Below are 24,414 nucleotides of genomic sequence, written 5' to 3' on the forward strand. Positions count from 1 at the left end.
GGCGTGGGGCGCAGCGGCGTGAGGCACAGCGGCGTGGGCAGCAGCGGCGTGGGGCGCAGCGGCGTGGGGCACAGCGGCGTGGGCAGCAGCGGCGTCGTGGGCAGCAGCAGCGTGGGCAGCGCGGGTGGGGTGAGATGGCCCTGGGCGCGGCGTGACGTGCTGCGAGCGATCGCCGGCGGGATCGCGCTGTCGCTGTCGGGGACAGGGACGGGGTGCGCGCGGCGGTCGAGCGATGGGCGGGTCGTCGGGTCGCTGTGGTTTGCGTACGGGGGGAAGAACCGGGAGGTGCTGCTGTCGCTCGTGGAGAAGTTTCACGCGAGCCAGGGGCGCTACCGGATCGAGCCGGTCTACCAGGGGGACTACTTCGAGTGTCTGGCGAAGCTGCGGACGGCGATCGCGGCGCGGGCGGCACCGGCGGTGACGCACGTGGTGGGCGAGGTGGTGCCGTACCTGGCCGAGGCAGGGGTGCTGGAGCCGGTGTCGCGGTGGCTGCCTGCGGCGGCGCAGGATCTGGTGCCGGCGCTGGCGCAAGAGGGAACGTTCCTCGGGGGCGGGGAGCGGCCGCTGGTGAGCTTGCCGTTCAACCGGTCGACGCCGATCGCGTACTACAACCGCGGGGTGTTTCAGTCGCTGGGCCTTGCGCCGCCGACGACGTGGGAGGGGCTGCGGGAGACGGCGAAGGCGCTCGTGGTGCGGCGGGGGAGCGAGACGGTGCGCTGGGGGTTCGGCTGTCCGGTGGACTGGTGGTTCTGGGCGGCGCTGGTGGGGCAGGCGGGGGGGAACGTGGTGGAGCCGAACGGGGTGGTGTCGCTCGGGGGTGAGGCCGGGGTCGCGGCGCTGCGGCTCTGGCAGACGCTGGTGCACGAGGACCGGACGATGAAGCCGCCGCCAGGGCGCGACTACAACGCGTGGCAGGCGACGAACACGGACTTTCTGGCCGGGAAGCTGGCGATGATCTGGACGTCGACGGCGTTCCTTCGCTACCTCGAAGAGAACGCGAGCCAGGCAGGTGCCGGGCGCTTCGAGGTGGGGGCGGCGCCGCTGCCGCGCGGGGTGCGGGCGTCGGTGCCGACGGGCGGGACGTTCTTCGTGATGCCGAAGGGAGCGGCGCCCGAGGCGCAGGAGGCCGCGGCGGCGTTCCTGGGGTGGATGATGGAGCCGGCGCAGGCGAACGAGTGGGCGACGCGGACGGGGTACTTGCCGGTGTCGCGGGCGGGGCTCGGGCTGCTGGAGCGTGAGGGGTTCTATGCGGCGCACCCGAACGATCGGGTGGCGGTGGATCAGCTCGCGGACGCTTCGGCATGGCCCTGGTCGAAGGAGCTGTTCCGGGTGCAGCGGGAGGCGGTGCAGCCGCGGCTCGAAGAGGCGGTGCTGATGCCGCGGGACGCCGGGGAGGCGCTCGCAGAAGCGCGGCGCGCGGCGGAGAGGCCATGAGGCCGCGTCATCCGTGGGTGCCGTACCTGCTCTTGCTGCCGACGGCGGTGTTCCTGGGGGTGTTCTTTCTGTTGCCGCTGGGGATGGCGGCGAAGGACAGCTTGTACACCTGGGATCTGCTGACGCCGCCGGTGTGGGTGGGGTTCGAGAACTACCGGGCGCTCGTCGCGAGCGGGGAGCTGTGGGGGACGTTCTCGCGGACGCTGGGCTACAGCGCGGTGGTGGTGAGCCTGTCGGGGGCGCTGGGGCTGGGGCTGGCGGTGGCGCTGGATCGGCCCGGGCGGGTCTACGCGTTCGTGCGCGGGGCGGTGTTCAGCGCGTACGTGGTGTCGTGGGTGGCGGTGGCGCTGCTGTGGATGTTGATCCTGGATCCGGACGGGCTGCTGTCGGCAGGGCTGCGGGCGGTGGGGCTCGAAGGGCGGGCGTGGCTCGGGGATCCGGCGACGGCGCTGTGGGCGCTGGCCGGGGTGAGCGTCTGGAAGATCACGGGCTACGCGATGGTGATCTTCCTGGCGGGGCTGCAGGACATCCCGCGCGGTCTGTACGAGGCGGCGGCGCTCGATGGCGCGGGGCCGTGGCGGCGGTTCCGGTACGTGACGTGGCCGCTGCTCCGGCCCTCGGCGGCGTTCGTGGGGACGACGAGCTTGATCCTGTCGTTCCAGGCGTTCGACGTGGTGCGGGTGATGACGCAGGGAGGGCCGGTGCGCTCGACGACGATCTTCGTCTACGCGATCTACGAGCACATCTTCATGAACCTGCGGGTGGGGCGCGCGAGCGCGCTGTGCATCGTGTTCTTCGTGCTGCTGCTGGGGCTGACGGGGATTCAGTTGCGGGTGATGCGGGGGGCGTCGCCGCAGGCGGGGCGGAGGGCGCGATGATCGGGGAGCGAGGCGCAGGGGCGGCGCATGTCGTGCGGTCGGGGGTGCTGGTGGCGGTGGCGCTGCTGTGGCTCGGGCCGTACGCGTGGATGACGGTGACGTCGCTGAAGACGCTGCCGGAGATCATGCGGGCGCCGGCGTATCCGTTGCCGCAAGCGGTCCAGCTCGGGGCATACCGGGAGGTGCTGGAGGTGGTGCCGGTGGGGCGCTACCTCCTGAACTCGGTGGTGATGGCGGTGGCGATCGCAGGGCTTCAGATCGCGCTGGCGCTGCCGGCGGGCTACGCGCTGGCGAAGCTCCGGTTCGCGGGGCGCGGGGTGGCGTTCGGGCTGGTGCTGGCGTGCTTGCTCATCCCGGCGCAGGTGACGTTCGTGCCGGTGTTCACGCTGCTGGGCGCGGCGGGGCTGGTGAACACGTTCGCGGCGCTGATCCTGCCGTTCGGGGTGAGCGCGCTGGGGACGTTCCTGGTGCGGCAGGCGCTCTTGTCGGTGCCGGACGAGATCATCGAGGCGGCGCGGATGGACGGGGCGGGGGAGCTGCGGATCATCTACGGGATCCTGGGGCCGATGCTGCGGCCGACGCTGGCGGCGCTGTTCCTGTTCAGCTTCGTGTTCCACTACAACGACTACTTCTGGCCGCTGGTGATGACGACCGACGACGCGGTGCGGACGCTGCCGCTGGCCGTCGCGTTGCTGCGGGAGCAGGGGACGGGGGTGCGGTGGCACGTGGTGATGGCCGGGAACGTGATCCTGAGCCTGCCGGTGCTGGCGCTGTTCGCGGTGGCGCAGCGTCACCTGCTGCGGGCGGTGACGGCGCGGGTGTGAGGGTCGAGGTCGGGTGACGTCGCCCGAAGCGAGGAGCGGTGCAGGGGTCGAGGTGCTGGAGGCGCGACGCGGCGCGGGGGAGAGAGGTGCTGCCGTGGTGTGGCCGGCGAACCCTCAGCGCGGGGGGGTGGAGTCAGGCGGAGGCGGGGCACTGCCTGAGGGCGGGACGCTGCTCGGCGCCGGGGGGCTGACCGGCACCACGCCGCCCACGGGAGGCGGGGCGTCCACGGGGGCAGGGGGACGTGCGGCGGGGTTCTTCACCGGGTCGTGCCGCGGGTACATGCGGACGTAGGTGTCGACGGCCCACACGGCCATGGCAGCGACGATGGGGCCGATGAAGATGCCCGCGGCGCCGAAGAGCTCGATGCCGCCGAAGATGCCGAGCAGGGCGAGCAGGGGGTGCATGCTGCCCTGGGAGCTCTGGGCCCAGGGGCGGACGATGTTGTCGGAGAGGCCGACGATGGCTGCTGCGACCATCATGCCGACGCCAGCGCCGTAGCGGCCGACGACGAAGAGGTAGATGGCCGACCCCACGGTGACGGGCGTGGTGCCGATGATGGGGAGGAAGGACATGAGCGTGGCCGCGACGCCGAGGAGGAAGGCGTTGGGGACGCTGAAGATGTAGAGCGCAGCCAGGGTCAGGCCGCCTTGCACGAGGGCGGTGGCGATGAGGCCGAGGATGGCGCCGTTGACGGTCTCGCGGACCGAGGCGAACAGCTCGCCGGTCTGGGGGCCGGAGAAGGGCGAGACGCGGAGCATCCAGCGCTGCAGCTCGTCGCCGTCGCGCAGGAAGTAGTAGAGCGCGACGAGGAAGAGGAACAGGTTGACGATGAAGTTGGGGACGCTGGTGGCGAGGCCGGCGATGAGGCCCGCGAGGAACGTGGCGGTGCGCTGTCCGACGTCCGAGAGCACGGACTGGATCTGCGGGCCGCCGATGTGGACGCGGTGGCCCCAGATGTCGATGCCGCTCGTGACGAAGGTCTGGAGGCGGTTGAAGGTCGCCGTCCAGTCGCGTGTGAGGAACTCGCTGACGGACCGCACCACCTCGACGGAGATGAAGACGAACGGGATGACGATGAGGACCAGCGAGGAGACGGTGACGGCGAGGGGCGCGAACCCCTTGGCGCGGCCGAGGCGCCGCTCGACGTGCGGGAGCAGCCGCGAGAGGAGCAGCGCGAAGAGGGCGCCGAGGACGATGGGGATGAGGATCCCCTCGGTCATCCAGATGAAGAAGACGACCAGGCCCGTTCGGAAAATGACGGCAAGCCAGCGTTCCCGGTCCATAGGTGAGATGGCCATCGGTCGGGAAGGTGGGCGCGTCAACGGTGGAGGGGTCGTGATCCAGGGCGAGAGGTCGCCGCCGCGCGCGGCTCTCCCCCAGCAGGGCGCCGAGCCGCTCGGGTCATCGGCTGTGCAGCGATGGCGATGCGGACCCCTCCGGTGCTCGGGGCGCGGAGCTGAGGTACAGGAGGGGCGATGTTTGCTCCCCTGAGCCCTGAGCATCTGTCGTCACCGCGGGTCTCGGCTTCCGTGAGGTCGTACGAGGAGATGCGCGCAGCGCTGGGGACGACGACGGATGGCGCGCTGGCGGTCGAGGTGCTCCAGGCAGGGAAGCATCTGCTCCTGGGTTTGGTCGAAGCTGGCCTCGTGAGCGCCGCCGCTTCGGGCGAGGCGGCGGCCGGAGCGGCGCTCGCGGCCGACGTCGAGGCGGTCGCGACGGACATGGTCGACATCGCGCTGCGCTGTCGTCAGGGGAAGGTCGACCACGCCTGGGCGATCGCGGTGCATGACGTCATCCGAACGCTGCCGCACGCCGCGCGCCTGGCGCTGCTCTCGTGCGCCGAGCGGTGGGCGGAGGGGAGCGCGATGGTGGGCGCGGCGGCCCACGTGGGGCGGTTCTACGGAGACGCGATGACCGCGAGCGCGTACGCCGAGCCTCGCGCGCTGCTGGAGGACATGGCGCGGATGCGCCGCTTCGCAGGGTCGAGCGAGCCGCTGACGAAGGCGTACGTGAGGAACCTCGTGGAATCGGCGGGGCTGCTGAAGGCGCTCCATGCGCGTGATCCGCGAGCATGCGAGGTCGGGCGTGCCCTCGTCGTCGAGTTCACGGCCTTCGTCGCTCAGGGGGTCGAGCCCGCCCTCGGCGAGACCCTCGACGCCCTGCGGGCTGCGTTCTCGGAGGGGGACTGGGAGGGCTCCCGCGAGGCGACGATCTCCGCCCGCGAGCAGGATGCGGTGGGCCGTGCGCTGGAAGCCGCCCTCGTCGAGGCCGGGTTCCCGACGCCTCCGCGTGAGCGCGTGTCCGAGGACGATCTCGCCCTGCGTGCGCCCTGGTTCCCGTTCGCGCGGCGAGGCTGGCTGGTGTGCTTCGACGCGGAGACCGGCTTCGCGCCGCACCAGGAGCACGGGGAGACCTTGCGTGTGATCGCCCGGACGCTCGGGCGTCCAGTTGAGATCGAGGAGGATGGGTTCGTCGAGGGGAGCGGCTGGCGGCTCGTGTTTCGTACCCCCGAGCGCCATGAGCTTCTCTCACCCGCCGAGGAGCCGGATGACTGGATCGATCTGGATCTGCTCTACCGCGCGGCGCAGCTCGTGGCGGGGGACGTGCCGCTGTGGAGCCTGGACACCGGCGATCAGACGGTGGCGCTCCTCTGTGCGCCGGCCGCGGCGTCCGTGGCCCTCGAGCGGGGTGGCTGGTTGAAGCATGCTGCGGTGCGCGCGCGCCGGGTGGGCGCTCGCCGCAAGCAGGGGGCATGAGGTGGTGAGGGGGCGCGTCAGTTGAGCGCGCGGCTGGCCTGCGCGAGGCTGAGCCGCTGCAAGGCGAGGGCGTCCGTCACCTGCTGGACGCGGGCGTCGACCTCGAGGGTCTCGAGGGCGGTCTGACGCTCGCTGGGGTCGAGCAGCAGGTAGTGGGCGCAGAGGTCGGCAGAGAGGCCGAGGCTCGCGTCGGGGGGGAGGCGTAGATCGAACGACTGGTCCTGGTCCCGCACCATGGCGGCGTACGCGGAGGCGGTCGAGAGCAGGGCGGCCTGGGCGGTGGGGTCGATCGCGCCGCCTCGGTCCTCGAGGAGAGTGGCCTGCGCGGTGCGGTAGGGGGGAATGAAGGGCTGCTCGGCGAGGCGCACCCGTGCCCGTCCGCGAACGAGGATGTTGTAGCGGCCTCCGGGGAGTTCGACGTGCTCGATGATCTCTCCGACCCCGGCGACGTGGTGGATGGCGGGGTGCCCGTGCTCGTCGACGCGGTTCGGGTCGGCGATGAGCACGACCGAGAGGCAGCGGTGGGTGGCGAGCGCGTCACGGACCAGCGTTTTGTAGCGCGGCTCGAAGACGTGCAGCGGCAGGAGCGCCCCCGGGAAGAGCACGACCTGGGGAAGCGGGAAGAGCGGCAACCGGGACAGGGCCGCAGCGAGATCCGTGGGAGGCGTGGCCGGCGTGGTCACGGCCGGAGGCTAGCACACCGGGACGGGAGGGCGCCCGCCATGCACAGACGTCGGCGCCTCTGTCCGGGGGCATCCTGGCGCCGTGCCGGTGGGAGACGCGCGGTGCCGAGGAGAACGCACGGTGCGGGGGGCGGGCCCGATGGGGAGGAGGTACGAGGGACGCGTGTCCGAGGCGTCCGCGCTGGCAGGCGTCGCTGACGTGCTCGTGCGCGTCGCTGATCGGCTGGTGCGCGTCGAGGGGGCGCTAGCGGAGGAGGGCGGCGATGGCCAGCTCGCGCTCGGGCGAGGGGCGCGCGAGGAGGCCGGCTGCGGCCAGGGTCTCCACGATGGTGCCCGCCTTGCGCTCGCCGCGCGCGATGAGGCAGGTGTGCGTGAGCGACAGCTTGCAGAGGGCGCCGCGGGCTCCGAGCTCATCGACGAGGAGGTCCACGAGCTGTCCTCCGATGCGCTCCTGGAGGGTCAGGCGGCGGGAGAGGGCGTCGACGACGCGGGCGATGGCGCCGATGCCGGCCACGCGGTCGCCGGGGAGGTACGCGACGATGCCGGTGCCGTGACCCGGGAGGAGGTGATGAGGGCACATCGTGGTGATGTGCAGGTCGCGCAGGATCACCAGGCCGCGCTCGTGGGCCCCGGCGGCGATGGCGCCGTCGCGGAGGAGGGCGGCCGGGTCGAGGGCGTCCCCTTGCAGGAGGTCGTCGGCGAAGGCGTCGGCCACGCGCTCCCCGGTGCCGACGAGGTCTCCCTCGATCTCGTGGCCGAGCGCACGGAGGAAGTCCTCCACGGCGCGCGCGGCGGCCTTGCGATCGATCACCTTGCGCATGGTCGGAGCCTCCGGCGGTCGGTCTGCCTCACGGGATCTCGAGGGCCGCGTGCTGGGTCAGGAGGGCAGCGGCGGTGTCCGCGGTTAGGCGGAGGGGAGGAGGGCGTCAAGATCCGAGGCGGTGTCAGGAGCGACCGGAGACGCGGCGCGGCGACCGGAGAGCGGTGTCGCAGAGGTGTGGCGAGGCTGGAGCCCGCGGTGGTGCCGAGGTGCGGCCCGCGCTCGAAACAAGGCGCGCGTGGCGCCGAGCGTGGTTGCGTTGGCTGTTGCGTGGGGGCTAAGCTCGCCGCCCCTGCCGCTCTGGCGGGTCCGATGCGACGATGAGACTCCGGACGCCCTCGGGCATGAGGCTGGTGAACCTGCTGCTCGGCGGCTGGACTGGCCTGGTCTTCCTGTTTCTCTACCTGCCCATCGTCCTGCTCATCGCCTACTCGTTCAACGCTTCCCGGCTGGCGATCGTGTGGGAAGGGTTCACGTTCCGTTGGTACCAGGACCTCTGGGGACAGCTCGTGGCCCACCTCGCCGACGAGCGGCGCTCGCCGCTCATCGAGTCGATGGGCAACAGCCTGATCATCGCCAGCGTCACCACGATGCTGGCGGTGGTGCTGGGAACGGCGGGGGGGTGGTTGCTCCACCGCTACCGCTTTCCGGCCCTGCGGACGATCTCCACGCTGATCTTCATCCCGATGATCATCCCCGAGATCATCATGGGCATCAGCCTGCTCATCTTCTTCAAGACGGTGGAGCTGGAGCTGGGGTTCGTCACGGTGATCATCTCGCACGTGACGTTCTGCTTCCCGTTCGTCCTCGTGGCGGTGCAGGCGCGCCTCGCCGGGCTGGACCCGTCGCTCGAAGAGGCGGCGATGGATCTCGGGGCGACGCCGCTGAAGGCGTTCTACCACGTGATGGTGCCTTACCTTCTGCCAGCGATCATCTCGGGGGCGTTGATGTCGTTCACGCTGTCGATGGACGAGCTGATCGTGACTTATTTTACCCGTGGACCGAAGTCGGAGACCTTGCCGATCAAGGTGTTCGGCATGGCCAAGGTTGGGCTGAACCCCATCCTCAACACCATCTCCACGGTGTTCATCATGGTGACCGCGATGCTGGTGATCTGCGCGGAATGGCTCAAGGGGACGGCGCGGCGCTCCCCGGAGTCGAGCTAGGCGCCTTACGCGCAACGAAGGAGACCGATAGGAACATGAAGCGCATCGGAGGTTGGCTGTATCTCCTGGCGATTGCCGCCGTCACGCTCCTCTTCGGGTGTGGTGAGAAGAAGAACCAGCAGGCGGCTCCCGCCGGCAGCGGGAGCGCGCAAGCCGCGGCGCCCGCGCTGAAGGAGCTGAACCTGTTCGCATGGTCCGAGTACATCCCGGACGAGGTGATCGCCGGCTTCACGAAGGAGACCGGGATCAAGGTCAACTACGAGACCTACGGGTCCAACGAGGAGATGCTCTCCAAGCTTCTCGCCGGCGGGACGAAGTACGATCTCATCCAGCCTTCGGAGTACGTGATCGAGGCGCTGGTGAAGCAGGGCAAGCTCGAGCCGCTCGACCACGCCAAGGTGCCCAACCTGAAGAACATCGTCGCCGATGTCAGGGACATGCCCCACGATCCGGGGCTGAAGTACAGCGTCCCCTGGATGGTCGGGTTCGTCGGCATCGTGGTGAACACCGACAAGGTGAAGGACCCGATCAAGGGCTTCAAGGACGTGTTCCAGGACAAGTACAAGGGCCGGATCGTCGCGCTGAACGACAACCGCGAGATGGTGGCGTGGGCGCTGATGCAGGAGGGGATCGACGTCAACCAGATCACCCCGGAGAACCTGGCCAAGGTGCGCCCCATCCTCGAGAAGTGGGTGAAGCTCGTGAAGGTGTTCGACTCCGACAGCCCGAAGACGGCGATGCTGAACGGCGACGTCGATCTCGGTGTGATGTGGAGCGGCGAGGGCGCGATCCTCGTGAACACCGACAAGAAGTTCCAGTTCGTGGTCCCCGAGGAGGGCGCGCGTCAGTACATCGACAACCTGGCGATCCCCAAGGGCGCGCCGAACCTGGCCGGGGCGCACCTGTTCATCGACTACACGCTGCGTCCCGAGGTCAGCAAGCTGATCAGCGAGAAGTTCCCCTACACGAACCCGAACGGGGAAGCGCGGAAGCTGCTCTCGGAGGCGGAGCTGAAGAACCCCGCGAGCTACCCGGACATCAAGACCAAGCAGACCTTCCGCGACATCGGCAAGGCCGCGTCGGACCTCGACAAGATGGTCACCGACCTGAAGGCCGCCTCGAACTGAGCCGTCGATGACACCGACCGCCGGGCAGCTTCCCGAGATCCAGGGCGCGCATCGCAGGCCAGGGCTTCGCGGGTGGCTGCTCTTCGCTCCGCTCATGCTCTGGCTGGGGGCGTTCGTGATCGCGCCGACCGCGATCATGCTCGTCTACAGCTTCTGTCAGCGCGACGAGCTGGGGCAGGTGGTCTTCGAGTTCTCGCTGTCGAACTACGCGCGCGTCTTCGACACGACGTACCTCAAGATCTTCACCACCTCGATCAAGTACGCCGCCATCACCACGGTCATCTGTCTGATGGTGGGCTATCCGGTGGCGTACCACATCGGCCGCGCGCGGGAGGGGATCCGGAACAAGCTCCTGATGCTGGTGATGATCCCCTTCTGGACCAGCTTCCTCATCCGGACCTATGCCTGGATGTCGATCCTGAAGGAGGAGGGGCCGCTCAACGCGATGCTCCTCTACACCAGGATGATCGCGGCGCCGCTGGACATCCTGTACACGCCGACCGCCGTGATCATCGGCCTGGTGTACTCGTACCTGCCGTTCATGATCCTGCCGATCTACGGGAGCGTCGAGAAGCTGGACAACGCGCTGATCGAGGCGGCGTTCGACCTGGGGGCAGGGCCGGTGTCGGCCTTCTCCCACGTCATCGTGCCGCTGACGCGGCCGGGGATCTTCGCGGGCGTGCTGCTGGTGTTCATCCCGGCCATCGGGATGTTCGCCATCACCGATCTGATGGGCGGCGGTCGGGTGCCCATGATCGGCAACGTGATCCAGAACCAGTTCGGTCAGGCGCGCGACTGGCCCTTCGGGGCAGCTCTGGGGATGACCATGCTGCTGCTCTTCGCAGCCTGCTTCGCGCTCAGCATGCGCAAGAGTGACGCCGCGTGAGGGCGGTCGCCGGGAGTCGAGTCGGATGGACGTGATGGTCGAGCTCAAGCGGGTGACCAAGCGATTCGCGGGCACGACCGCGGTGAACGAGGTGGACCTGACGATCCGCGCCGGTGAGTTCATCACCCTGCTCGGGCCGTCGGGGTGCGGGAAGACCACCCTCCTGCGGATGATCTCGGGGTTCGAGACGCCGACGGAAGGCACGGTGCTGCTGGAAGGGAAGGACGTGACGCACGAGCCTCCCTACCGGCGCGACGTGAACCAGGTGTTCCAGAGCTACGCCTTGTTCCCGCACATGACCGTGAAGGAGAACATCTCCTTCGGTCTGAAGATGAAGAAGGTGGCGCGCTCGGAGATGGACGAGCGGGTGCGGTCCGCCATCTCGATGGTCTCGCTGGAGGGGATGGAGGCGCGCAAGCCGACGCAGCTCTCGGGGGGTCAGCGTCAGCGGGTGGCGCTGGCGCGGGCGATCGTCTGCAGGCCGAAGGTGCTGCTCCTCGACGAGCCGCTGTCGGCGCTCGACGCGAAGCTGCGTCACGCAATGCAGGTGGAGCTGAAGCAGCTCCAGAAGAAGCTCGGGATCACCTTCGTGTTCGTGACGCACGATCAGGAAGAGGCGCTCACCATGAGCGACCGGATCGCGGTGATCAACAAGGGCAAGATCGAGCAGCTCGGGGACGCGGGGGCGATCTACCACCGCCCCAAGACGACGTTCGTCGCCAACTTCATCGGGCAAGCGAACATCCTCCACGCCTCGGTCGTGGCGCGTGAGGGGAGCCAGGCGCGGGTGCAGCTCGAAGGGGGGCTGGAGCTGCTGACCAGCGGGGAGGTGCCCCAGGGGATGGACAGCGTGCTGGTGTCCATCCGGCCCGAGAAGATCTGGATCCAGAAGGAGGCGGGAGAAGGGGAGAACTGGTTCGAGGCGACCATCGAGGACGAGCTGTTCCAGGGGCCGACCGATCAGCTCCGCCTGAAGACGGCGGGGGGGCTGACCTTGACGGCGCTGGTGGCGAACGAGAGCGCGAGGCGATCCCCCGTCCACGCCGGGGATCGGGTGTGGTGTCACCTGCACCTCGACGACATCGTGTTCGTTCACGAGGATTGACGCGGGGGCAGTGTTTGACGCGCGGCGTTGGTGATGACGGCGCTGGTGATGAGAGCGCTGGTGATGACGGCGCTGGTGATGGGCGCGGGGTGAGGTCGGGGATGCCCAGGGGGGGAGGGGTCGGGTCACCGTGGCGCGAGCGCTGCGAAGGGCGTGACCCGCAGGGTGTGTGGTGTGTGGTGCCGGCACCTCATGAACGTGGGTTCGCTGCGCGCCGGTGCGAGGTGCCCGCCGACGTGGAAACAGGCGTACGATGGGAGGCATGGCCCTTGCGAATGGGGGCAACGTGCTTCCACGTCGATTCGCACTCCTCGCCTTCACACCGCTGACCCTCGCCGCGCTTCCCGGGGACGCTCATGCGAGCGGCGCCTGGTTGCCCAGTGCTGGGCAGGCCCCGGTCGAGCAGCGGGTGGCCGTCGCGGTCGGGCCGTCTCGGACCACGGTGTGGACCAGCATGCGCTTCGATGGCAGTGCGGGGCCGGTGGGCGTGGTCATCCCGGTGCCGTCGCTCTCGAGCCTGGATCTCAGCTCGGATGCATGGCTGGAGGCGCTGGACGTGGCGACGGCGCCGCGCATCTTTCCTCCGGCGGGTGAGCGTGGGACGTGTCCGGCAGATCCCGCTGCACCCGACGCGGTGCATGTCGTGTGTGACGAGGACCCTACCCAGACGCTCTCGCCGACGGAGATCACGGTGCTGGAGGATGCGGGCGCCGTCGCGTTGTGGGCAGCGCAGGGGGGGCTCACGCTCTCGCCCGGGACCGCCTCGGCGCTGGGAGGGGTGCAAGGAAAGCGGTTCGTGGCGGCGCGGTTCGTGGCACCGGGGGGCGCGGCGCTGACGCGGACGCTGCGCGTGGTGCTGCCCGGCGTCGAGCCGGTTCTGCCGCTCGCGCTCACCCAGGCGACGGCGGGTGATGTGCTGGTGACGGCGTGGTTCATCGGGGAAGGTCGCGCAGCCCTGCCGGAGTCGATGCCGGTGTCGGTGAACGAGGAGGCACTCACCTGGAACGCCGCGACGCTGGAGTCCGACTACGAGGACGAGCGGATGGCTGCTCTGGTGGCGGCGGGCCCGGAAGGCGCGGTGCTCGAGTGCTCCAGCCACGACGCGCTGGCGAGGAACGTGTCGCTCGGTGGCGCGGTGTCGATCGAGGGGGTGGTGACGTCGTACTTCGAGCGGGCGAAGAGCTATGGCGATGGCGATGCGTCGTCGTCCGCCTGTACGGCCGCGGCGGCGGTGGCGCTGAGCTCCTCGGCGAGGGTGTCGTGGAGCTGTCCCCGGGCCGCGCAGGGGGTGGTGGACGGGATGGACTCCTGCGTGGAGAGCGGGGCACCCGGCGAGATCGATCCCGAGCGGCTGCGCTGCGGGGCGGGGGCGGATGATCTCGCGGTGGCGCTCTCGGGGATGGCCGGGCAGGAGGCGAGGCTGACGCGCTACACCCTGCGGATTCCGTCGAATCAGCGAGGGGTGGACCAGCCGCTGGACTTCACGCCGGGTCCTCCGGTGAGCCCGGTGCTCACCGCCGACAGCGTGAGTACGGAGGACTGCGAAGGGGGCGTGAGCAGTAGCTCGAGCAGCTCCAGCAGCACGGGGGGCTCGAGTTCGGGCGGCGGGACGGGCGTTCCGTCGGGGGGCGCAGGGGGTACGATCTTCTACGACGAGACGTTCGTGCCGACGTACATGGGCTGCGGTTGCTCCGGAACGGCCGATACGGCCGACACGACGTACGACGACGGGGGGTGCAGCGGGGACACCTCCGACGGCTACGAGGGGACGGAGAGCGACGACGGGTGCAGCGGCGATTCGTCGGATGGGTACTACGAGGAAGACGACGGGTGCAGCGGGGACTCGTCGGACGGGTACGAGGGGACGGAGAGCGACGACGGGTGCAGTGGCGATTCGTCGGATGGGTACTACGAGGAAGACGACGGGTGCAGCGGGGACTCGTCGGACGGGTACTACGAGGAGGACGACGGATGCAGCGGGGACTCGACCGACTCGACCAGCAGCGATGGCTGTTCGAGCGACACGTCGGACGGGACGAGTGCGGATGGGTGTAGCTCCACCGAGGGCGGGTCGAGCAGCGACACGAGCTGCGATTCGGGGTCGAGTTCGGGCAGCACGGAGTGCTCGATCGCATCGGCGAAGCAAGGCGCGCAGAAGCGGCGTGGGCCGCGGTTGTCGCCGATGGGGCTGGGGATGATGGCGGTGATCGCGCCTCTGCGGCGGCTGTTGCGGCCCCGGCGGCGGGGGGACGTGGCGCCCGGCGCGCGTGAGCGGGGGACCTCCTGACGCAGGTTCCACGCTAGGCTCAGGGCGTGGAGAGTCCGGGAGCGAGGCGCCGTGATGTGCGCATGCGCGGCTTTCGAGCGCGGATCTCGGTGACGGAGGCGCTCGCCGCGCTGGAGCGTCGGGTCGGGCAGCTCGATGCGGAGGAGGTGGCGCTGGCAGAGGCCTCGGGGCGGGTGGCGGCCGAGGAGGTGATCGCGGCGGTGAGCGTGCCTCATTTCGCTCGTGCGGCGATGGACGGGTACGCGCTGCGGGGCGAGGCGACCTTCGGGGCGTCGGGGTTTGCTCCGGTCGCGCTGCGGGTGGTGGGAGATGCGCGGCCCGGGCGGCCGTTCGCGGGCGCGCTGGGGGCGAAGGAGGCGGTGCGGATCACCACGGGGGCGCCGGTGCCCGAGGGCGCGGATGCGGTGCTGATGGCAGAGTATGCCGACGAGGGGGAGCAGGAGGGGGAGACCACCCTGTGGGCGCGGGAGGCCGTGCCTCCCGGCAAGCATGTGGCCCCCGTGGGGGAGGATCTGCTCGCGGGGGCGCGCGTGGTGGCGGCAGGGCGGAGGCTCCGGCCGCAGGATCTGGGGGTGCTCGCGTCGACGGGGGTGGCCAGGGTGCGGGTGGTCCGGCGGCCCGAGGTGCGGGTGCTGGTGACGGGGGATGAGCTGCTGCCGCCGGGGAGCATGCCGCAGGGGGCGTGCATCGTCGACGCGAACAGCCTGATGCTCGCTGCGCTGGTGCGGCGGGATGGTGGCGCGGAGGTCGTCGTGGAGTACGTGCCGGATCGCCGCGAGGCCGTGCGCGAGGCGATGCGCTCGGCGAAGGAGCAGGTGATCCTGGTTTCCGGAGGCAGCTCGGTGGGGCCGGAGGACCACGCGCCGATGGTGCTGGACGAGCTGGGGGAGCTCGCGGTCCACGGGGTGGCGGTGCGCCCTTCGAGTCCAGCAGGGTTCGGATTTCTGGAGGGAGCGCGTCCTGTGTTCCTGTTGCCGGGGAACCCGGTGTCGTGTCTGTGCGCGTACGAGCTGTTCGCGGGGCCGTCGATCCGGGCGATGGGCGGGCTGCCGTGGGCGTGGCCGCACCGGCGACGGCGCTGCGTGGTCGGGCGCAAGATCGTGTCGGAGATCGGCCGGATGGACTACGTGCGGGTGCGCATCGAGGCCGAGCGGGTGATCCCGATCATGACCAGCGGGGCTTCGATCCTGTCGTCGACGACGCGAGCCGATGGGGTGGTGCTCGTGCCGGCCGATGAAGAGGGATACGCCGAGGGGGCCGAGGTGGAGGTGCTGCTTTACGAGTGAGCGTTTCGAGAGGGGGGGAAGGGCAGTGCGCGGGGCGCTGCGCTGGCGTGATCACGGAGCGGGGCCGTGCTGGGGTGACGATGAAGCAGGAGCAGTTCCTGAGCGTGGTCGACCGGGACGAGGCGGAGCGGCGTTTCCGGGCGGCGCTGGAGCCGCTCGGGCCGCTGGGGGTCGAAGAGGTGGCGCTGGCGGGGGCGCTCGGTCGGGTGCTGGCGGAGGACATCGCGAGTCCGGTGGATGTGCCCGGCTTCGATCGGTCGAACATGGATGGGTTCGCGGTGAGGGCCGAGGACACTTATGGCGCGAGCGAGCAAGCGCCGAGGCGCTTGCGATGCTTGCCAGAGCCGGTGGTGATGGGGGTGTTGCCGGTCGGGGAGGTGACGGAGGGGACGGCGATGGCCATCCCCACGGGGGGCGTGGTCCCGCGTGGCGCTGACGCGGTGGTGATGGTGGAGCACACCCGGCTGGACGGCGATCACGTGCTGGTGGAGAAGCCGGTGACGCCAGGGCGGGCCATCACCTGGGCGGGGACGGACATCGCGCAAGGGGAGGTCGTGTTGCGGGCCTTCGATGTGCTCTCGTCACGAGAGACGGGGGTGCTCGCGGCGATGGGGGTGGACCGGGTGGGGGTCGTGCGTCGTCCACGGGTGGCGATCCTCTCGACGGGGGACGAGATCATCCGCCCCGGGACGCCGCCTCTGCCCGGGAGGATCTACGACTCGAACCAGGTGATCCTCGCGGATGCGGTGCGCGAGGCCGGGGGCGAGCCGGTGCCGTGTGGGATCACCCCCGATGCTCCCGAGGCCGTGCGCGCTGCGCTGCTCGACGCCCTCGCGGTTGCCGATCTGGTGCTGCTATCGGGAGGGACGTCCAAGGGGCCCGGGGATCTCAATGTGCAGGTGCTCGCCGAGGTGCTGGCGCCTCCCGGGATCCTGGCGCATGGCGTGGCGCTGAAGCCAGGCAAGCCGCTCTGCCTCGCGGCGTCCGGGCGGAAGGGGGTGGTGGTGCTGCCGGGGTTCCCCACGTCGGCGATCTTCACCTTCCATGAGTTTGTTGCGCCGGTCCTCCGCATTCTCGCAGGCCGCGCGCGCCCGGCTCGTCTGCACGGAGGAGAGGCGGACGGGGCGCGCACGTGGGCGCGGTTGCCGGTGTCGCTGGGGTCGGACGGCGGGCGGACGGAGTATGTGCTGGTGCGGCTGACCGAGGACGCGGAGGGGGCCGCGATTGCGTATCCCATCGGCAAGGGTTCAGGGTCGGTGACGACCTGGAGCCACGCGGACGGCTACTTCGTGATCCCCCGGGAGGTCGAGCGCGTGGAGGCCGGTGAGCGGGTCGAGATCCTTCCGGTCGCGGGGGTGCGGCCGCGGCGGGTGGATCTGGTGATCATCGGGAGTCACTGCGTGGGGCTGGATGTGGTGCTCGCGCGGCTCGCGCAGCGAGGGGTCAGCAGCAAGCTCATCGCGGTGGGTAGTGAGGGAGGGCTCGCTGCCGTGCGGCGGGGAGAGTGCGATGCGGCCGGCGTGCATCTCTACGATGCGCGGACGGACAGCTACAACACGCCCTTCCTGGAGGGTGGGCTGGTGCTGGTGCCAGGGTATGGGCGGCTGCAAGGGGTGGTCTTCCGGGCAGGGGACGCGCGCTTCGAGGGGCGTGAGGCCGCGGAGGCCGTGCGGGCAGCGGCGCAGACGCCCGGGGTGGTGATGATCAACCGCAACCGCGGGAGCGGTACGCGGGCGCTGGTGGAGCTGCTGCTGGAGGGGACAAGGCCCGCCGGGTACGCGGTGGAGGCGTCGTCGCACCATGCCATCGGCGCGGCCGTGGCGCAGGGGAGAGCGGACTTCGGCGTGGCCATCGACATCGTGGCGCGAGAGCGGGGCCTTGGCTTTCTGCCGGTGCGAGAGGAACGCTTCGATCTGGTGGTCGCCGCGTCACGGGTGGAGCGGCCCGGGGTGCGCGCGCTCATCGACGAGCTCGCCTCCGAGGAGGTGCGGGCAGCGCTGCGCGGGAGGGGGTTGCTGGCATGAGCGCGATGACGGCCGACGGGAAGGGGCGCGTCCCCGGACTGGGAGGGGTGGTGCTGTGCGGTGGGCAGAGCCGGCGGATGGGGCGTCCCAAGGCGTGGCTCGATTTCGGCGGGGAGCCGTTGCTGTCGCGGGTCGTGGGGCGGCTCGCGGAGGTGGCGTGGCCGATCGTGGTGGTCGCGGCGCCGGGGCAGGAGGTTCCGGCGCTCGCCGAGGAGGTCCTGATCGTCCGGGATGGGGTGGAGGGGCAAGGGCCGTTGCGCGGCATCGCGGCGGGTCTGGAGGCGCTCGCTCCACGTGCCGCGCGCGCCTATGTGTCCGCGACCGATGCTCCCTTCCTCGCGCCGGCCTTCGTGCGGCGCCTGGCGAAGTTGCAGGAGGGGGTCGACATCGCCGTTCCGCGTTCAGAGGGGCATCACCATCCGCTCGCGGCCATCTACGCGTGTTCGGTGCGTGCGGAGGCTGTGGCGCTGCTCGCGGACGACCGTCGACGGCCGTTCTTTCTGTTCGAGCGGGTACGCACGCGGATCGTGGCGCCAGAAGAGCTTCTCGCAGACGCGGCCCTCGTCGCTGCGGATCCGACGTTGCAGTCGCTGCGGAATCTGAACACGCCCGAGGAGTACAGGGCAGCGCTCGTCGATGCCGTGAGCCAAGCTAGTTCCTAGTCGCCTGTGGCTGTCACGCCGCGGGCACCTGGCCGATGGGCCCGTCTTTGCCGGGCACGCGCCGACGCTTCGGGGCGACGTCCGTCACTTCTCGGTGAAGCAGCGCGGGGGGGAGCACGCCATGCGCGCGGAATGCCTCCAGCACGCGCTCGGTCACGTCGGTCTGGAACTCCTGCTCGTACTTCACGTCGAGCACGTGCGCCTTGGCCCGTAGCCGCACGGCGAAGTAGTTCTCGTGGACCACCTGGTTGACCACGATCATCCATGGCTTCTTCAGGTACACGTAGCGGTTCGTGGTGAGCGACTCCTGAACCAGCTGCTTCGCGAGCGCGATGTCTTGATCGACCCCCACGAAGAAGTCGAGCTGGAGCATCATGTCGAGCGCGCCGTAGTTCCAGGACGAGACGGCTTCGGTCAGGAACTTGTTGTTGGGGATGGTCACCACGTTGTCGTCCAGGGTGATCAGCCGGACGGAGCGCAGGCCGATGGAGCGCACTTCGCCATAGGTGCCTCCGAACGTGACGCGATCACCGACCTGGAAAGGTCGATCCAGGATGATGGTCACCCCGGCCAGGATGGAAGCGGCGAGGTCCTTCAGCGCGAACCCGACCGTCACCGCCGCGGTGCCCGTCAGGGCGATGACGACCTCGCGTGACAGGCTGACCGACGCGCTGACCGCGAGGAGGATCCCCGTCAGGTAGATGGTGAACCCTGCCAGGGTGGAGATCTGGTTGATCAGCAGCCGCCGATGGGCGAAGCGATGGCCCACCCGTCCGAGCGTGCCGCGCACCAGACGCACCACGAACCAGGTGATGACCAGCACCGCCAGGCCCGTCAGGACGCCGCCGAGGCGGATGATCTCGATGAGGTTGGTGTCCTTGGGGATGTCCAGCGCGATCGTAGGATCCATCGTCGTCCCTCACGGCTCGATGAGGTGCTTGCGGAGCAAGAAGCCGTTCACGGCTCCCTGCCAGCGGGTGGTGACCCGGTAGCGGCGCTCGTCCTCGGCGAGGACACCAAGTTCCTCGAGCCGGACGAGGGCGGCCTCGCACTGCGAGACCGGATAGCGCAGCGAAAACTCGGCCTCCTCGGGGGAGACGTCGCCATGCCAGACGACGCTGGCGAGGACGAACCGCGAGGGCTCGTCGAGCGCCTCCAGATCGTCCTCGTACGGGCTGCGGAAGAGGCGCACGCGGACCTGTCCGTCGCCGTCGGGGACGAGGGAGCGAAGCCAGAAATGCAGCGCGACCCGGGGAGACCCGTTCGCGTGATCCCAGAGCAGGCGCATGTAGTCCTGCTCGGTGCTGACGAGGCGCGCCTCGCGCTCGTGCCCACCGACCTCCTCCAGCAGCAGGTCGTCGTACGAGATGCTGTAGCCGCTGCGCGCGTTGCGTGAGTGGACCAGTGCGGCGATCTCCTGCTCGGTCCAGCGGGGGAGATGCACCGTGGCGCGGAACGCTCCTTCACTCTGCCGAGCGAAGCGCAGGTAGTGGAAGGCGTAGAGGTCCATCGTGCAGAGCCAGAAGGCGCCGTCCCGCACCTGCTCGATGAGCCGTTCCAGGGCGTCCCAGGCCCCCCAGGCGCCGGTGCCGCGTAGGATGAGCCGCTCGGCGTGGTCGAGGACGATGAGCTGTGGCTCCTGGGCGCGAATCCAGGTGGCGAGAGCGTCTGCGCTCGTGCGTGCGTCGTGAGGAGCGCCGAGGGCGGCGCCGAGCTGTGCATACAGCTCTCCAGGGGAGGTGATGCGTCTGGGCAGGGGCACGCGGGTCTGGGGGACGCCTTCGGCACGCTGTGCCGCGGCGGCGAGCCAGCTCGACTTGCCAGCGCCAGCTCCGCCGACGATCAGCATCGAGCCGGTCCGGCCACCTCCACGCCAGGTCGAGAAGGTATGAGAGAAGCGCTCGAGGTCCGGGAAGCGATCGATCCCCTCGGAGGGGTCGGACAGCGGCTCCTCGGAGAAGCAGGCGACGAGATCGGGGGGAAGTCCGAGCGCGGTGAAGCGCGGGGCGTCCTCCTCGGCGCGCCGTTCCAGGCGCTTGCGGAAGAGGTAGGCGAGTACCTTGCGCGACTGCTCGAAGCCGAGGACGAACCGTCGCGCTGCGCTGCTCGCGCCAGCCAGCAAGATGACGCCGAAGGCGGCGACGGCGATGAAGAAGCCGTACCAGCGGTCGCGTGTCGAGCGTACCGCGTCCGCGAGAGCTCCCTTCGTGATCAAGCGCAGGTAGGCGTCGGCGATGTCGCCGCGCCACCGCCTGATCAGCGTCAGGAAGATGGGGATCGCGCCGAGCCAGGCGAAGCGGCGCACCTGGTGGTGGATGAACGCCTCGCCCACCAGGGCGGCCGTGAGGGACAGCACGACCCGGACGCCGAGTGCATAGCGACCGACGAAGCGCAGCGAGCGCAGCACCTTCGCGCTGGTCGCCTCGCGGATGGGCGCGTTCGGGGTGCTCGACAGCCACTTGATCGAGCGGTGGGCCGCGTTCAAGCAGAGCCGATAGAGGCCGTACCAGATGAGCAGTTCGTAAGCGATCTGCGCTTCGGGAAAGCTCGCCACCGGGCCCAGCGCGCCATGGATGCCCCAGATGGCGGCGAGGAAGATCAGCTCCGGTGACAGCGCCGCGAGCACGTCGAGCGCACGCTGGATGGCTCTGAGCAGCGGGGGTCTCCGGATCACCCGGGACGCGGCCGTCCAGCTCCTGTCGACGATGCGCCGGCGCCGCCGGAAGGCGTAAAACGCCGCCGCGAGCACGAGCAGCACGGGCGCGCCGCGGGTGATCAGGGCACCGATGACATAAGGATCCCGCAGCGCAGCGCGAGCGCGGTGTCCGAGATCATCGCGGGTGAGGGCATACCAGCGTGCCCTCGCGCCCACATGCCACGCCTCCCAGCCGAGCTGCGCTCCGCCCTCTGGACCCAGCCCGAGCACCTCGTCCCGTCGCGTCTGGCTGAGCTTTCCCAGCAGCTGCACACGCGATCGGTTCAGCTCGCGTTCGCCGGCGAGCAGCTCGTTCATGCGCTCCGACGAGAGCCTCCGGGCCTCCAGGATCAGTGCGCGCTCTCCCTCGACGAGCGTCTCGGCCAGGGACAGCAGCTCCTGGCGCTCGCGACCGAGTTCCGTGCTGCCCGTGGGCAGATCGGCGGGGAGGTTGTAGCGGGGGACCTCCGCTCGGGACGAGACCTCTCGAAGCGCGGCTTCGGTGTCCGGCTTGAGGGCCTCGAGCTGGGACATGATCCGGCCGTAGAGCGCGTCGGTCGCTGAAGCCCCGGGCGTCGCCTTCTCTGCGGCGTCCACGAGTTCGAAGATCCGGGCTTGCCTCGCGCTCGATGCGCTCGCGTCCTGGCTGCGCCGGCTCGAGATCTCCTCGCGCATCCGTGCCTGATCGCGTCGCACCTGCTCGGCGCGCGCCCGCTCGCTGGCGATGGCGCGCTGCGCTGCGCTTCGGGCTTGTTCGGCCTCCACCAGGGCCCGTTGCCGTGCTTCCTCCGCGGCAACCGCCTCCTCGGCGGCCCGGTTCCGCTCGGCCTCGGCGGCTTCTTGCTGTCGAGCGTTCCGCGCCCGCTCTGCTTCCGCTTCGGCGATGCGCCGCCGCTCCCATGCGGGCTTGCTCAGTAGCGCGATCTGCGCCTCGGCGACCTCGCGCTCCAGCTGCCGGAGTTCCTGTTCTCTTCGTTCGACCTCGGGCGATCGCGGTGGTGGCGCTTCGTGAATACCCCCGTCTGTGCCGGCGTCGCTCCCGGCGTCCACGAGTTCCGGCGTGCGTTCGGTATTCTGTTTCGCTTCGAGTTCGCGTCCGAGCTCCAGCCGTCGCCGCGTGACGGCCGCGTCGTCGGTCAAGTCGATGCCGAGCAGCGCCGTGCAGGTGAGATCCCGCTCCGGAAGGGTTCCACGGCCCAGCGCTCGTAGCGCCTGGAGCTGCTGGTCGAGCAGTTCCAGGCGCTGTGCGAGTGCGTCGAGGGCCGTCGCTTCTGGAGCGTCGGTCCCCGTTTCGGGGACGCCTCCGTCGACCACCTCGTCCTTCGAGGCTCCTGCGTCGGTGGGTATGCCCGCGTCCGACGCCCCCTTGACCGTCCCTGTATCGCCGGGAGCCGCCGATCGTGCAGTCGCGGCGAGGGCGACGAGCAGCAAGGTCGTTCCGAGGGTCGCGAGACCCCTGTGCACCGTCATCCGCCGTACCATTCCCAGCGCCAACCCCAGCAGTCTCCCCCCTGTTTTGCAAGCGCTGCGATGTCTCGCGGTGGCCGCGGGAACAACAGGACTGCATCTTGGCTCGATGGGGCCGGCCAGGCCCGAGCGCGTGTGCCTCCGCGTGGAGGCGGATCAGCCGAAGCGCATCGGCTGGAGTCGTCCCACGAAGGGGTCGTCGCTGGCGAGCTGCGCATGCGCCACCGGATCACGAGTCTTCAGCGTGCTCAGAAGCTGCTCCAGCGCGCGCGCCGAACCGAACACGTTCGACCGCGCTTGCTCTGCTGCCGAGACGCAACGCCTCACCAGGTTGCGCGAGATCTCGGGCAGCGCGAGGGCCGTGAGCGTCATCGACCACAGGCCGTCGAGTACGTTTTGAGCGGCGGGCACCTCGAGCAGACCCGCCAGCGTGAGCAGGAGGGCTCCGCGCTGTCCCGCTGGACTCGCCAGGGGGCCCTCGGCGGGCAAGTATCCGAGGTCGAGGGCACGACGCAGAGCGTCCGCTGCGCACAAGAGGGATTTCACCTCCTTTGCTGCGTGGCTGAGGAAGCTGTGGAACAGCACTTCTGCGACGAACCCTCCTTCGACTTCCGGCGCCGGGAGGAAGCGTACGAGGGCCGGTAGTTTGTCGAGGTCCTGCGGTGGTGCCGTCCCTGTCGGTACGTCTTCAGGGGGTTCCCGGTGGCTATAGAACCCACCGGAATGAAACGGGTAGAAGAGTTCGCTCAACCCCGGGAGGCCGACCCACAGCTCCGAGTACTGGGCGACTCGGTTGAGGCTTCCAGCTGCCCAGCTCAGCCCGTGTGCGGCCTCTCCGCTCACCTGCGAGACGAGGACGCCTGGGTCACGCGCTTCCAGGGAGGCGTGGACGTCCTCCGCGATCTCCGTCAGGTGGAAGTCGAGGAATCCGTCGTAGTAGTCGGCTCGCCCGTCCTGGTTCACGTCGCTGTACCGAGCGACGACCAGCGGGTGCGAAGGACCCACGAACTGCACGAACCCCGGCGAAGATTGATGCGGGTGACGCCACTGGGCCTTGCGGATTCGCTCGCTGATTTGCTCGTGTGTTTCGCCGTGACGCATCCCCTCCAGGACGGCGAGGAAGCAGTCCAGGCCTTCCGATGCGCTGACCTCGCCCTGAGCATCCTTCTTGAAATAGGTCGAGTCCCACGACGAGTAGATGTCGGCATCCGGAAACATGCGCGAGATGGCAAAGCGTGTCGTCAGCCCCGCGCACTGCGAGTTCATCATCAGTTTGTACCCCGCCTGGAGCACCCGCACCGTCGCGGCTCTCATGTCGAAGGCTCCGAGCTGGGCATGACGGTTGATGAGGAGCCCGGTGAAGAAGGGGCTCCCCATCTCCATGTGCTCGTCCCTGGGAAGCGCCGTCCGTACGAAGAGCCGGATGGGTTGGCCTGCAGGCGTGGTGAAGGGCGCCTCGAACGCCCGATAGCTCGACCTGTGGGTCGGCGGGGGTGGTGTCCCTTCAGGCAGAGCGATCTCTCGGAATCCGAGAGCGTTCACCAGAAGCCGGTTCTCACCCTCCACGAACTCGCTGGCCGAACAGATGGCGAAGTTCCAGGGGCCTCGCAGCTCGGCATAGGGAGGGGCTTCACGCAGCAGACGCCGGACCAACGTTTCCGTCTCTCGCCGGTGAGCCTCCGTGAGCGCAGGGGCGCGGAGCTGGAGCAAGTGGATCGCATGCGCGCGCAAGGCGGGCCGTGCGGTCTCGTCGTCCTGTTCGGCGTGCAGGAGCCGCAGCATCTCGGCCGTCGCTTCCTCGGCCAGGTCAGTGAAAGAAGGATCTCGTAGCGCGGTGGCGACCAGGTGGGAGAGGACCGTCAGCCCTGCCGAGCGTATCTGCGCGGCGTCGAGCACATCTCGGCGGGCCACGGGGCCACCCACGGCTGCAACCTCGAGCGCGCCACGCACCTGCGTCAGGAGGCCGGCGCCTTGCCGCGCCGAGAGGCGCTCGGGTCGTGTCGAGGTGCTCGGCTGGAGCGAGGACGTCGGGAACAGGCGTTCGAAGCCCGTCTGACGTCGTGACGAGATCCAGCGTGCGGCCGTCACCAGCGCCTCGCGTGCGTCCGTTCCTCGAGGCGCGAGGGAGGGGGTATGGCTCAACGCGCCGCTCGGCAAGAGCCAGAGCGGTGCCGCGTCTGCGCGTCCTGCCGTCAGGTCGACGGGATGAGGGGTGGTGGGGGGTTCGTCGTGCGCTTCAGGGGCTGCGACCGTCCAGGTCACGAGGTGCTCGGTAACGCTCGCGTCGCTGGCCCTGGCTCCCTTCATGATCCA

Annotated in this window: 18 protein-coding genes; 12 read left to right on the forward strand and 6 right to left on the reverse strand. The window is 69.8% G+C overall.

Annotation, left to right across the window (positions count from 1 at the left end):
• The first annotated feature begins 3 nt into the window (after positions 1 to 3).
• The 3 genes from CMC5_RS05465 to CMC5_RS05475 are packed head-to-tail and all read left to right on the forward strand — an operon-like array spanning position 4 to position 3,136.
• Entirely contained in the window at positions 4 to 1,434 is a 1,431-nt protein-coding gene (locus CMC5_RS05465; RefSeq protein ID WP_245678309.1) for an ABC transporter substrate-binding protein, read from the forward strand.
• Positions 1,431 to 2,312, forward strand: a complete 882-nt coding sequence (locus CMC5_RS05470; protein ID WP_050429423.1) for a carbohydrate ABC transporter permease — start codon at positions 1,431 to 1,433, stop codon at positions 2,310 to 2,312. The genes CMC5_RS05465 and CMC5_RS05470 overlap by 4 nt, the downstream gene beginning before the upstream one ends.
• On the forward strand, positions 2,309 to 3,136 hold the full coding sequence (locus tag CMC5_RS05475) for a carbohydrate ABC transporter permease (protein WP_050429424.1): 828 nt from the start codon (positions 2,309 to 2,311) through the stop codon (positions 3,134 to 3,136). Before CMC5_RS05470 ends, CMC5_RS05475 begins: the two co-directional genes overlap by 4 nt.
• Before the next feature lie 114 nt (positions 3,137 to 3,250).
• Here CMC5_RS05475 and CMC5_RS05480 read toward each other — a convergent pair whose 3' ends face one another.
• Positions 3,251 to 4,435 (reverse strand): AI-2E family transporter, encoded by a 1,185-nt coding sequence (locus CMC5_RS05480; protein ID WP_245678310.1) that lies wholly within the window; start codon positions 4,433 to 4,435, stop codon positions 3,251 to 3,253.
• 249 nt (positions 4,436 to 4,684) lie between these two features.
• On the opposite strand from CMC5_RS05480, the gene CMC5_RS05485 reads away from it, so the two are divergent.
• Positions 4,685 to 5,893 (forward strand): hypothetical protein, encoded by a 1,209-nt coding sequence (locus CMC5_RS05485; protein ID WP_156338235.1) that lies wholly within the window; start codon positions 4,685 to 4,687, stop codon positions 5,891 to 5,893.
• A 17-nt stretch (positions 5,894 to 5,910) separates the two neighbouring features.
• Here the strand turns inward: CMC5_RS05485 and CMC5_RS05490 are convergent, their stop codons facing one another.
• Both CMC5_RS05490 and folE read right to left on the reverse strand, forming a co-directional pair.
• Positions 5,911 to 6,576, reverse strand: coding sequence for an LON peptidase substrate-binding domain-containing protein (locus CMC5_RS05490; protein WP_050429427.1), 666 nt, complete (start codon positions 6,574 to 6,576; stop codon positions 5,911 to 5,913).
• 244 nt (positions 6,577 to 6,820) lie between these two features.
• On the reverse strand, positions 6,821 to 7,396 hold the full coding sequence (gene folE / locus CMC5_RS05495; RefSeq protein WP_063796214.1) for a GTP cyclohydrolase I: 576 nt from the start codon (positions 7,394 to 7,396) through the stop codon (positions 6,821 to 6,823).
• A 320-nt stretch (positions 7,397 to 7,716) separates the two neighbouring features.
• On the opposite strand from folE, the gene CMC5_RS05500 reads away from it, so the two are divergent.
• The 8 genes from CMC5_RS05500 (at position 7,717) to mobA (ending at position 17,939) form a co-directional block, all read left to right on the forward strand.
• A complete protein-coding gene (locus CMC5_RS05500) occupies positions 7,717 to 8,562 on the forward strand; it encodes an ABC transporter permease (RefSeq protein ID WP_050429428.1) in 846 nt (281 codons plus the stop codon).
• 35 nt (positions 8,563 to 8,597) lie between these two features.
• Positions 8,598 to 9,689 (forward strand): polyamine ABC transporter substrate-binding protein, encoded by a 1,092-nt coding sequence (locus CMC5_RS05505; RefSeq protein ID WP_050429429.1) that lies wholly within the window; start codon positions 8,598 to 8,600, stop codon positions 9,687 to 9,689.
• Between the two features lie 7 nt (positions 9,690 to 9,696).
• Entirely contained in the window at positions 9,697 to 10,575 is an 879-nt protein-coding gene (locus CMC5_RS05510; RefSeq protein ID WP_050429430.1) for an ABC transporter permease, read from the forward strand.
• Between the two features lie 25 nt (positions 10,576 to 10,600).
• A complete protein-coding gene (locus tag CMC5_RS05515) occupies positions 10,601 to 11,680 on the forward strand; it encodes an ABC transporter ATP-binding protein (protein WP_050429431.1) in 1,080 nt (359 codons plus the stop codon).
• Between the two features lie 262 nt (positions 11,681 to 11,942).
• Complete coding sequence (locus tag CMC5_RS05520; protein WP_050429432.1) at positions 11,943 to 13,967, forward strand: DUF2330 domain-containing protein; 2,025 nt, start codon at positions 11,943 to 11,945, stop codon at positions 13,965 to 13,967.
• A 62-nt stretch (positions 13,968 to 14,029) separates the two neighbouring features.
• A complete protein-coding gene (locus tag CMC5_RS05525; RefSeq protein WP_050429433.1) occupies positions 14,030 to 15,253 on the forward strand; it encodes a molybdopterin molybdotransferase MoeA in 1,224 nt (407 codons plus the stop codon).
• The gene (locus CMC5_RS05530; protein ID WP_218920230.1) at positions 15,250 to 17,277 is read left to right on the forward strand and encodes a molybdopterin biosynthesis protein; all 2,028 of its coding nucleotides are present in this window, start codon (positions 15,250 to 15,252) and stop codon (positions 17,275 to 17,277) included. The genes CMC5_RS05525 and CMC5_RS05530 overlap by 4 nt, the downstream gene beginning before the upstream one ends.
• Entirely contained in the window at positions 17,274 to 17,939 is a 666-nt protein-coding gene (mobA, locus tag CMC5_RS05535) for a molybdenum cofactor guanylyltransferase (RefSeq protein ID WP_082362262.1), read from the forward strand. Before CMC5_RS05530 ends, mobA begins: the two co-directional genes overlap by 4 nt.
• A gap of 13 nt (positions 17,940 to 17,952) precedes the next feature.
• Here mobA and CMC5_RS05540 read toward each other — a convergent pair whose 3' ends face one another.
• From CMC5_RS05540 to CMC5_RS05550, 3 genes are all read right to left on the reverse strand, one after another.
• Positions 17,953 to 18,849 (reverse strand): mechanosensitive ion channel family protein, encoded by an 897-nt coding sequence (locus CMC5_RS05540; protein ID WP_050429434.1) that lies wholly within the window; start codon positions 18,847 to 18,849, stop codon positions 17,953 to 17,955.
• 9 nt (positions 18,850 to 18,858) lie between these two features.
• Positions 18,859 to 22,104, reverse strand: a complete 3,246-nt coding sequence (locus tag CMC5_RS05545; protein ID WP_050429435.1) for an AAA family ATPase — start codon at positions 22,102 to 22,104, stop codon at positions 18,859 to 18,861.
• A gap of 153 nt (positions 22,105 to 22,257) precedes the next feature.
• Positions 22,258 to 24,408 carry a hypothetical protein gene (locus tag CMC5_RS05550; RefSeq protein ID WP_050429436.1) on the reverse strand — a complete coding sequence of 717 codons (2,151 nt, stop codon included), beginning with the start codon at positions 24,406 to 24,408 and terminating at the stop codon, positions 22,258 to 22,260.
• Positions 24,409 to 24,414 lie beyond the last annotated feature (6 nt).

The sequence above is a fragment of the Chondromyces crocatus genome (genome assembly GCF_001189295.1).
In the GTDB taxonomy this organism is placed as follows: Bacteria; Myxococcota_A; Polyangia; order Polyangiales; family Polyangiaceae; genus Chondromyces; species Chondromyces crocatus.

Coding starts and splice junctions, on each gene's coding strand:
- CMC5_RS05470 (WP_050429423.1), top strand. CDS start 1,431: ATGAGGCCGCGTCATCCGTGGGTGCCGTACCTGCTCTTGCTGCCGACG.
- CMC5_RS05475 (WP_050429424.1), top strand. CDS start 2,309: ATGATCGGGGAGCGAGGCGCAGGGGCGGCGCATGTCGTGCGGTCGGGG.
- CMC5_RS05480 (WP_245678310.1), bottom strand. CDS start 4,435: ATGGCCATCTCACCTATGGACCGGGAACGCTGGCTTGCCGTCATTTTC.
- CMC5_RS05485 (WP_156338235.1), top strand. CDS start 4,685: ATGCGCGCAGCGCTGGGGACGACGACGGATGGCGCGCTGGCGGTCGAG.
- folE (WP_063796214.1), bottom strand. CDS start 7,396: ATGCGCAAGGTGATCGATCGCAAGGCCGCCGCGCGCGCCGTGGAGGAC.
- CMC5_RS05500 (WP_050429428.1), top strand. CDS start 7,717: ATGAGACTCCGGACGCCCTCGGGCATGAGGCTGGTGAACCTGCTGCTC.
- CMC5_RS05505 (WP_050429429.1), top strand. CDS start 8,598: ATGAAGCGCATCGGAGGTTGGCTGTATCTCCTGGCGATTGCCGCCGTC.
- CMC5_RS05510 (WP_050429430.1), top strand. CDS start 9,697: ATGACACCGACCGCCGGGCAGCTTCCCGAGATCCAGGGCGCGCATCGC.
- CMC5_RS05515 (WP_050429431.1), top strand. CDS start 10,601: ATGGACGTGATGGTCGAGCTCAAGCGGGTGACCAAGCGATTCGCGGGC.
- CMC5_RS05520 (WP_050429432.1), top strand. CDS start 11,943: ATGGCCCTTGCGAATGGGGGCAACGTGCTTCCACGTCGATTCGCACTC.
- CMC5_RS05525 (WP_050429433.1), top strand. CDS start 14,030: ATGCGCGGCTTTCGAGCGCGGATCTCGGTGACGGAGGCGCTCGCCGCG.
- mobA (WP_082362262.1), top strand. CDS start 17,274: ATGAGCGCGATGACGGCCGACGGGAAGGGGCGCGTCCCCGGACTGGGA.
- CMC5_RS05540 (WP_050429434.1), bottom strand. CDS start 18,849: ATGGATCCTACGATCGCGCTGGACATCCCCAAGGACACCAACCTCATC.
- CMC5_RS05545 (WP_050429435.1), bottom strand. CDS start 22,104: ATGACGGTGCACAGGGGTCTCGCGACCCTCGGAACGACCTTGCTGCTC.
- CMC5_RS05550 (WP_050429436.1), bottom strand. CDS start 24,408: ATGAAGGGAGCCAGGGCCAGCGACGCGAGCGTTACCGAGCACCTCGTG.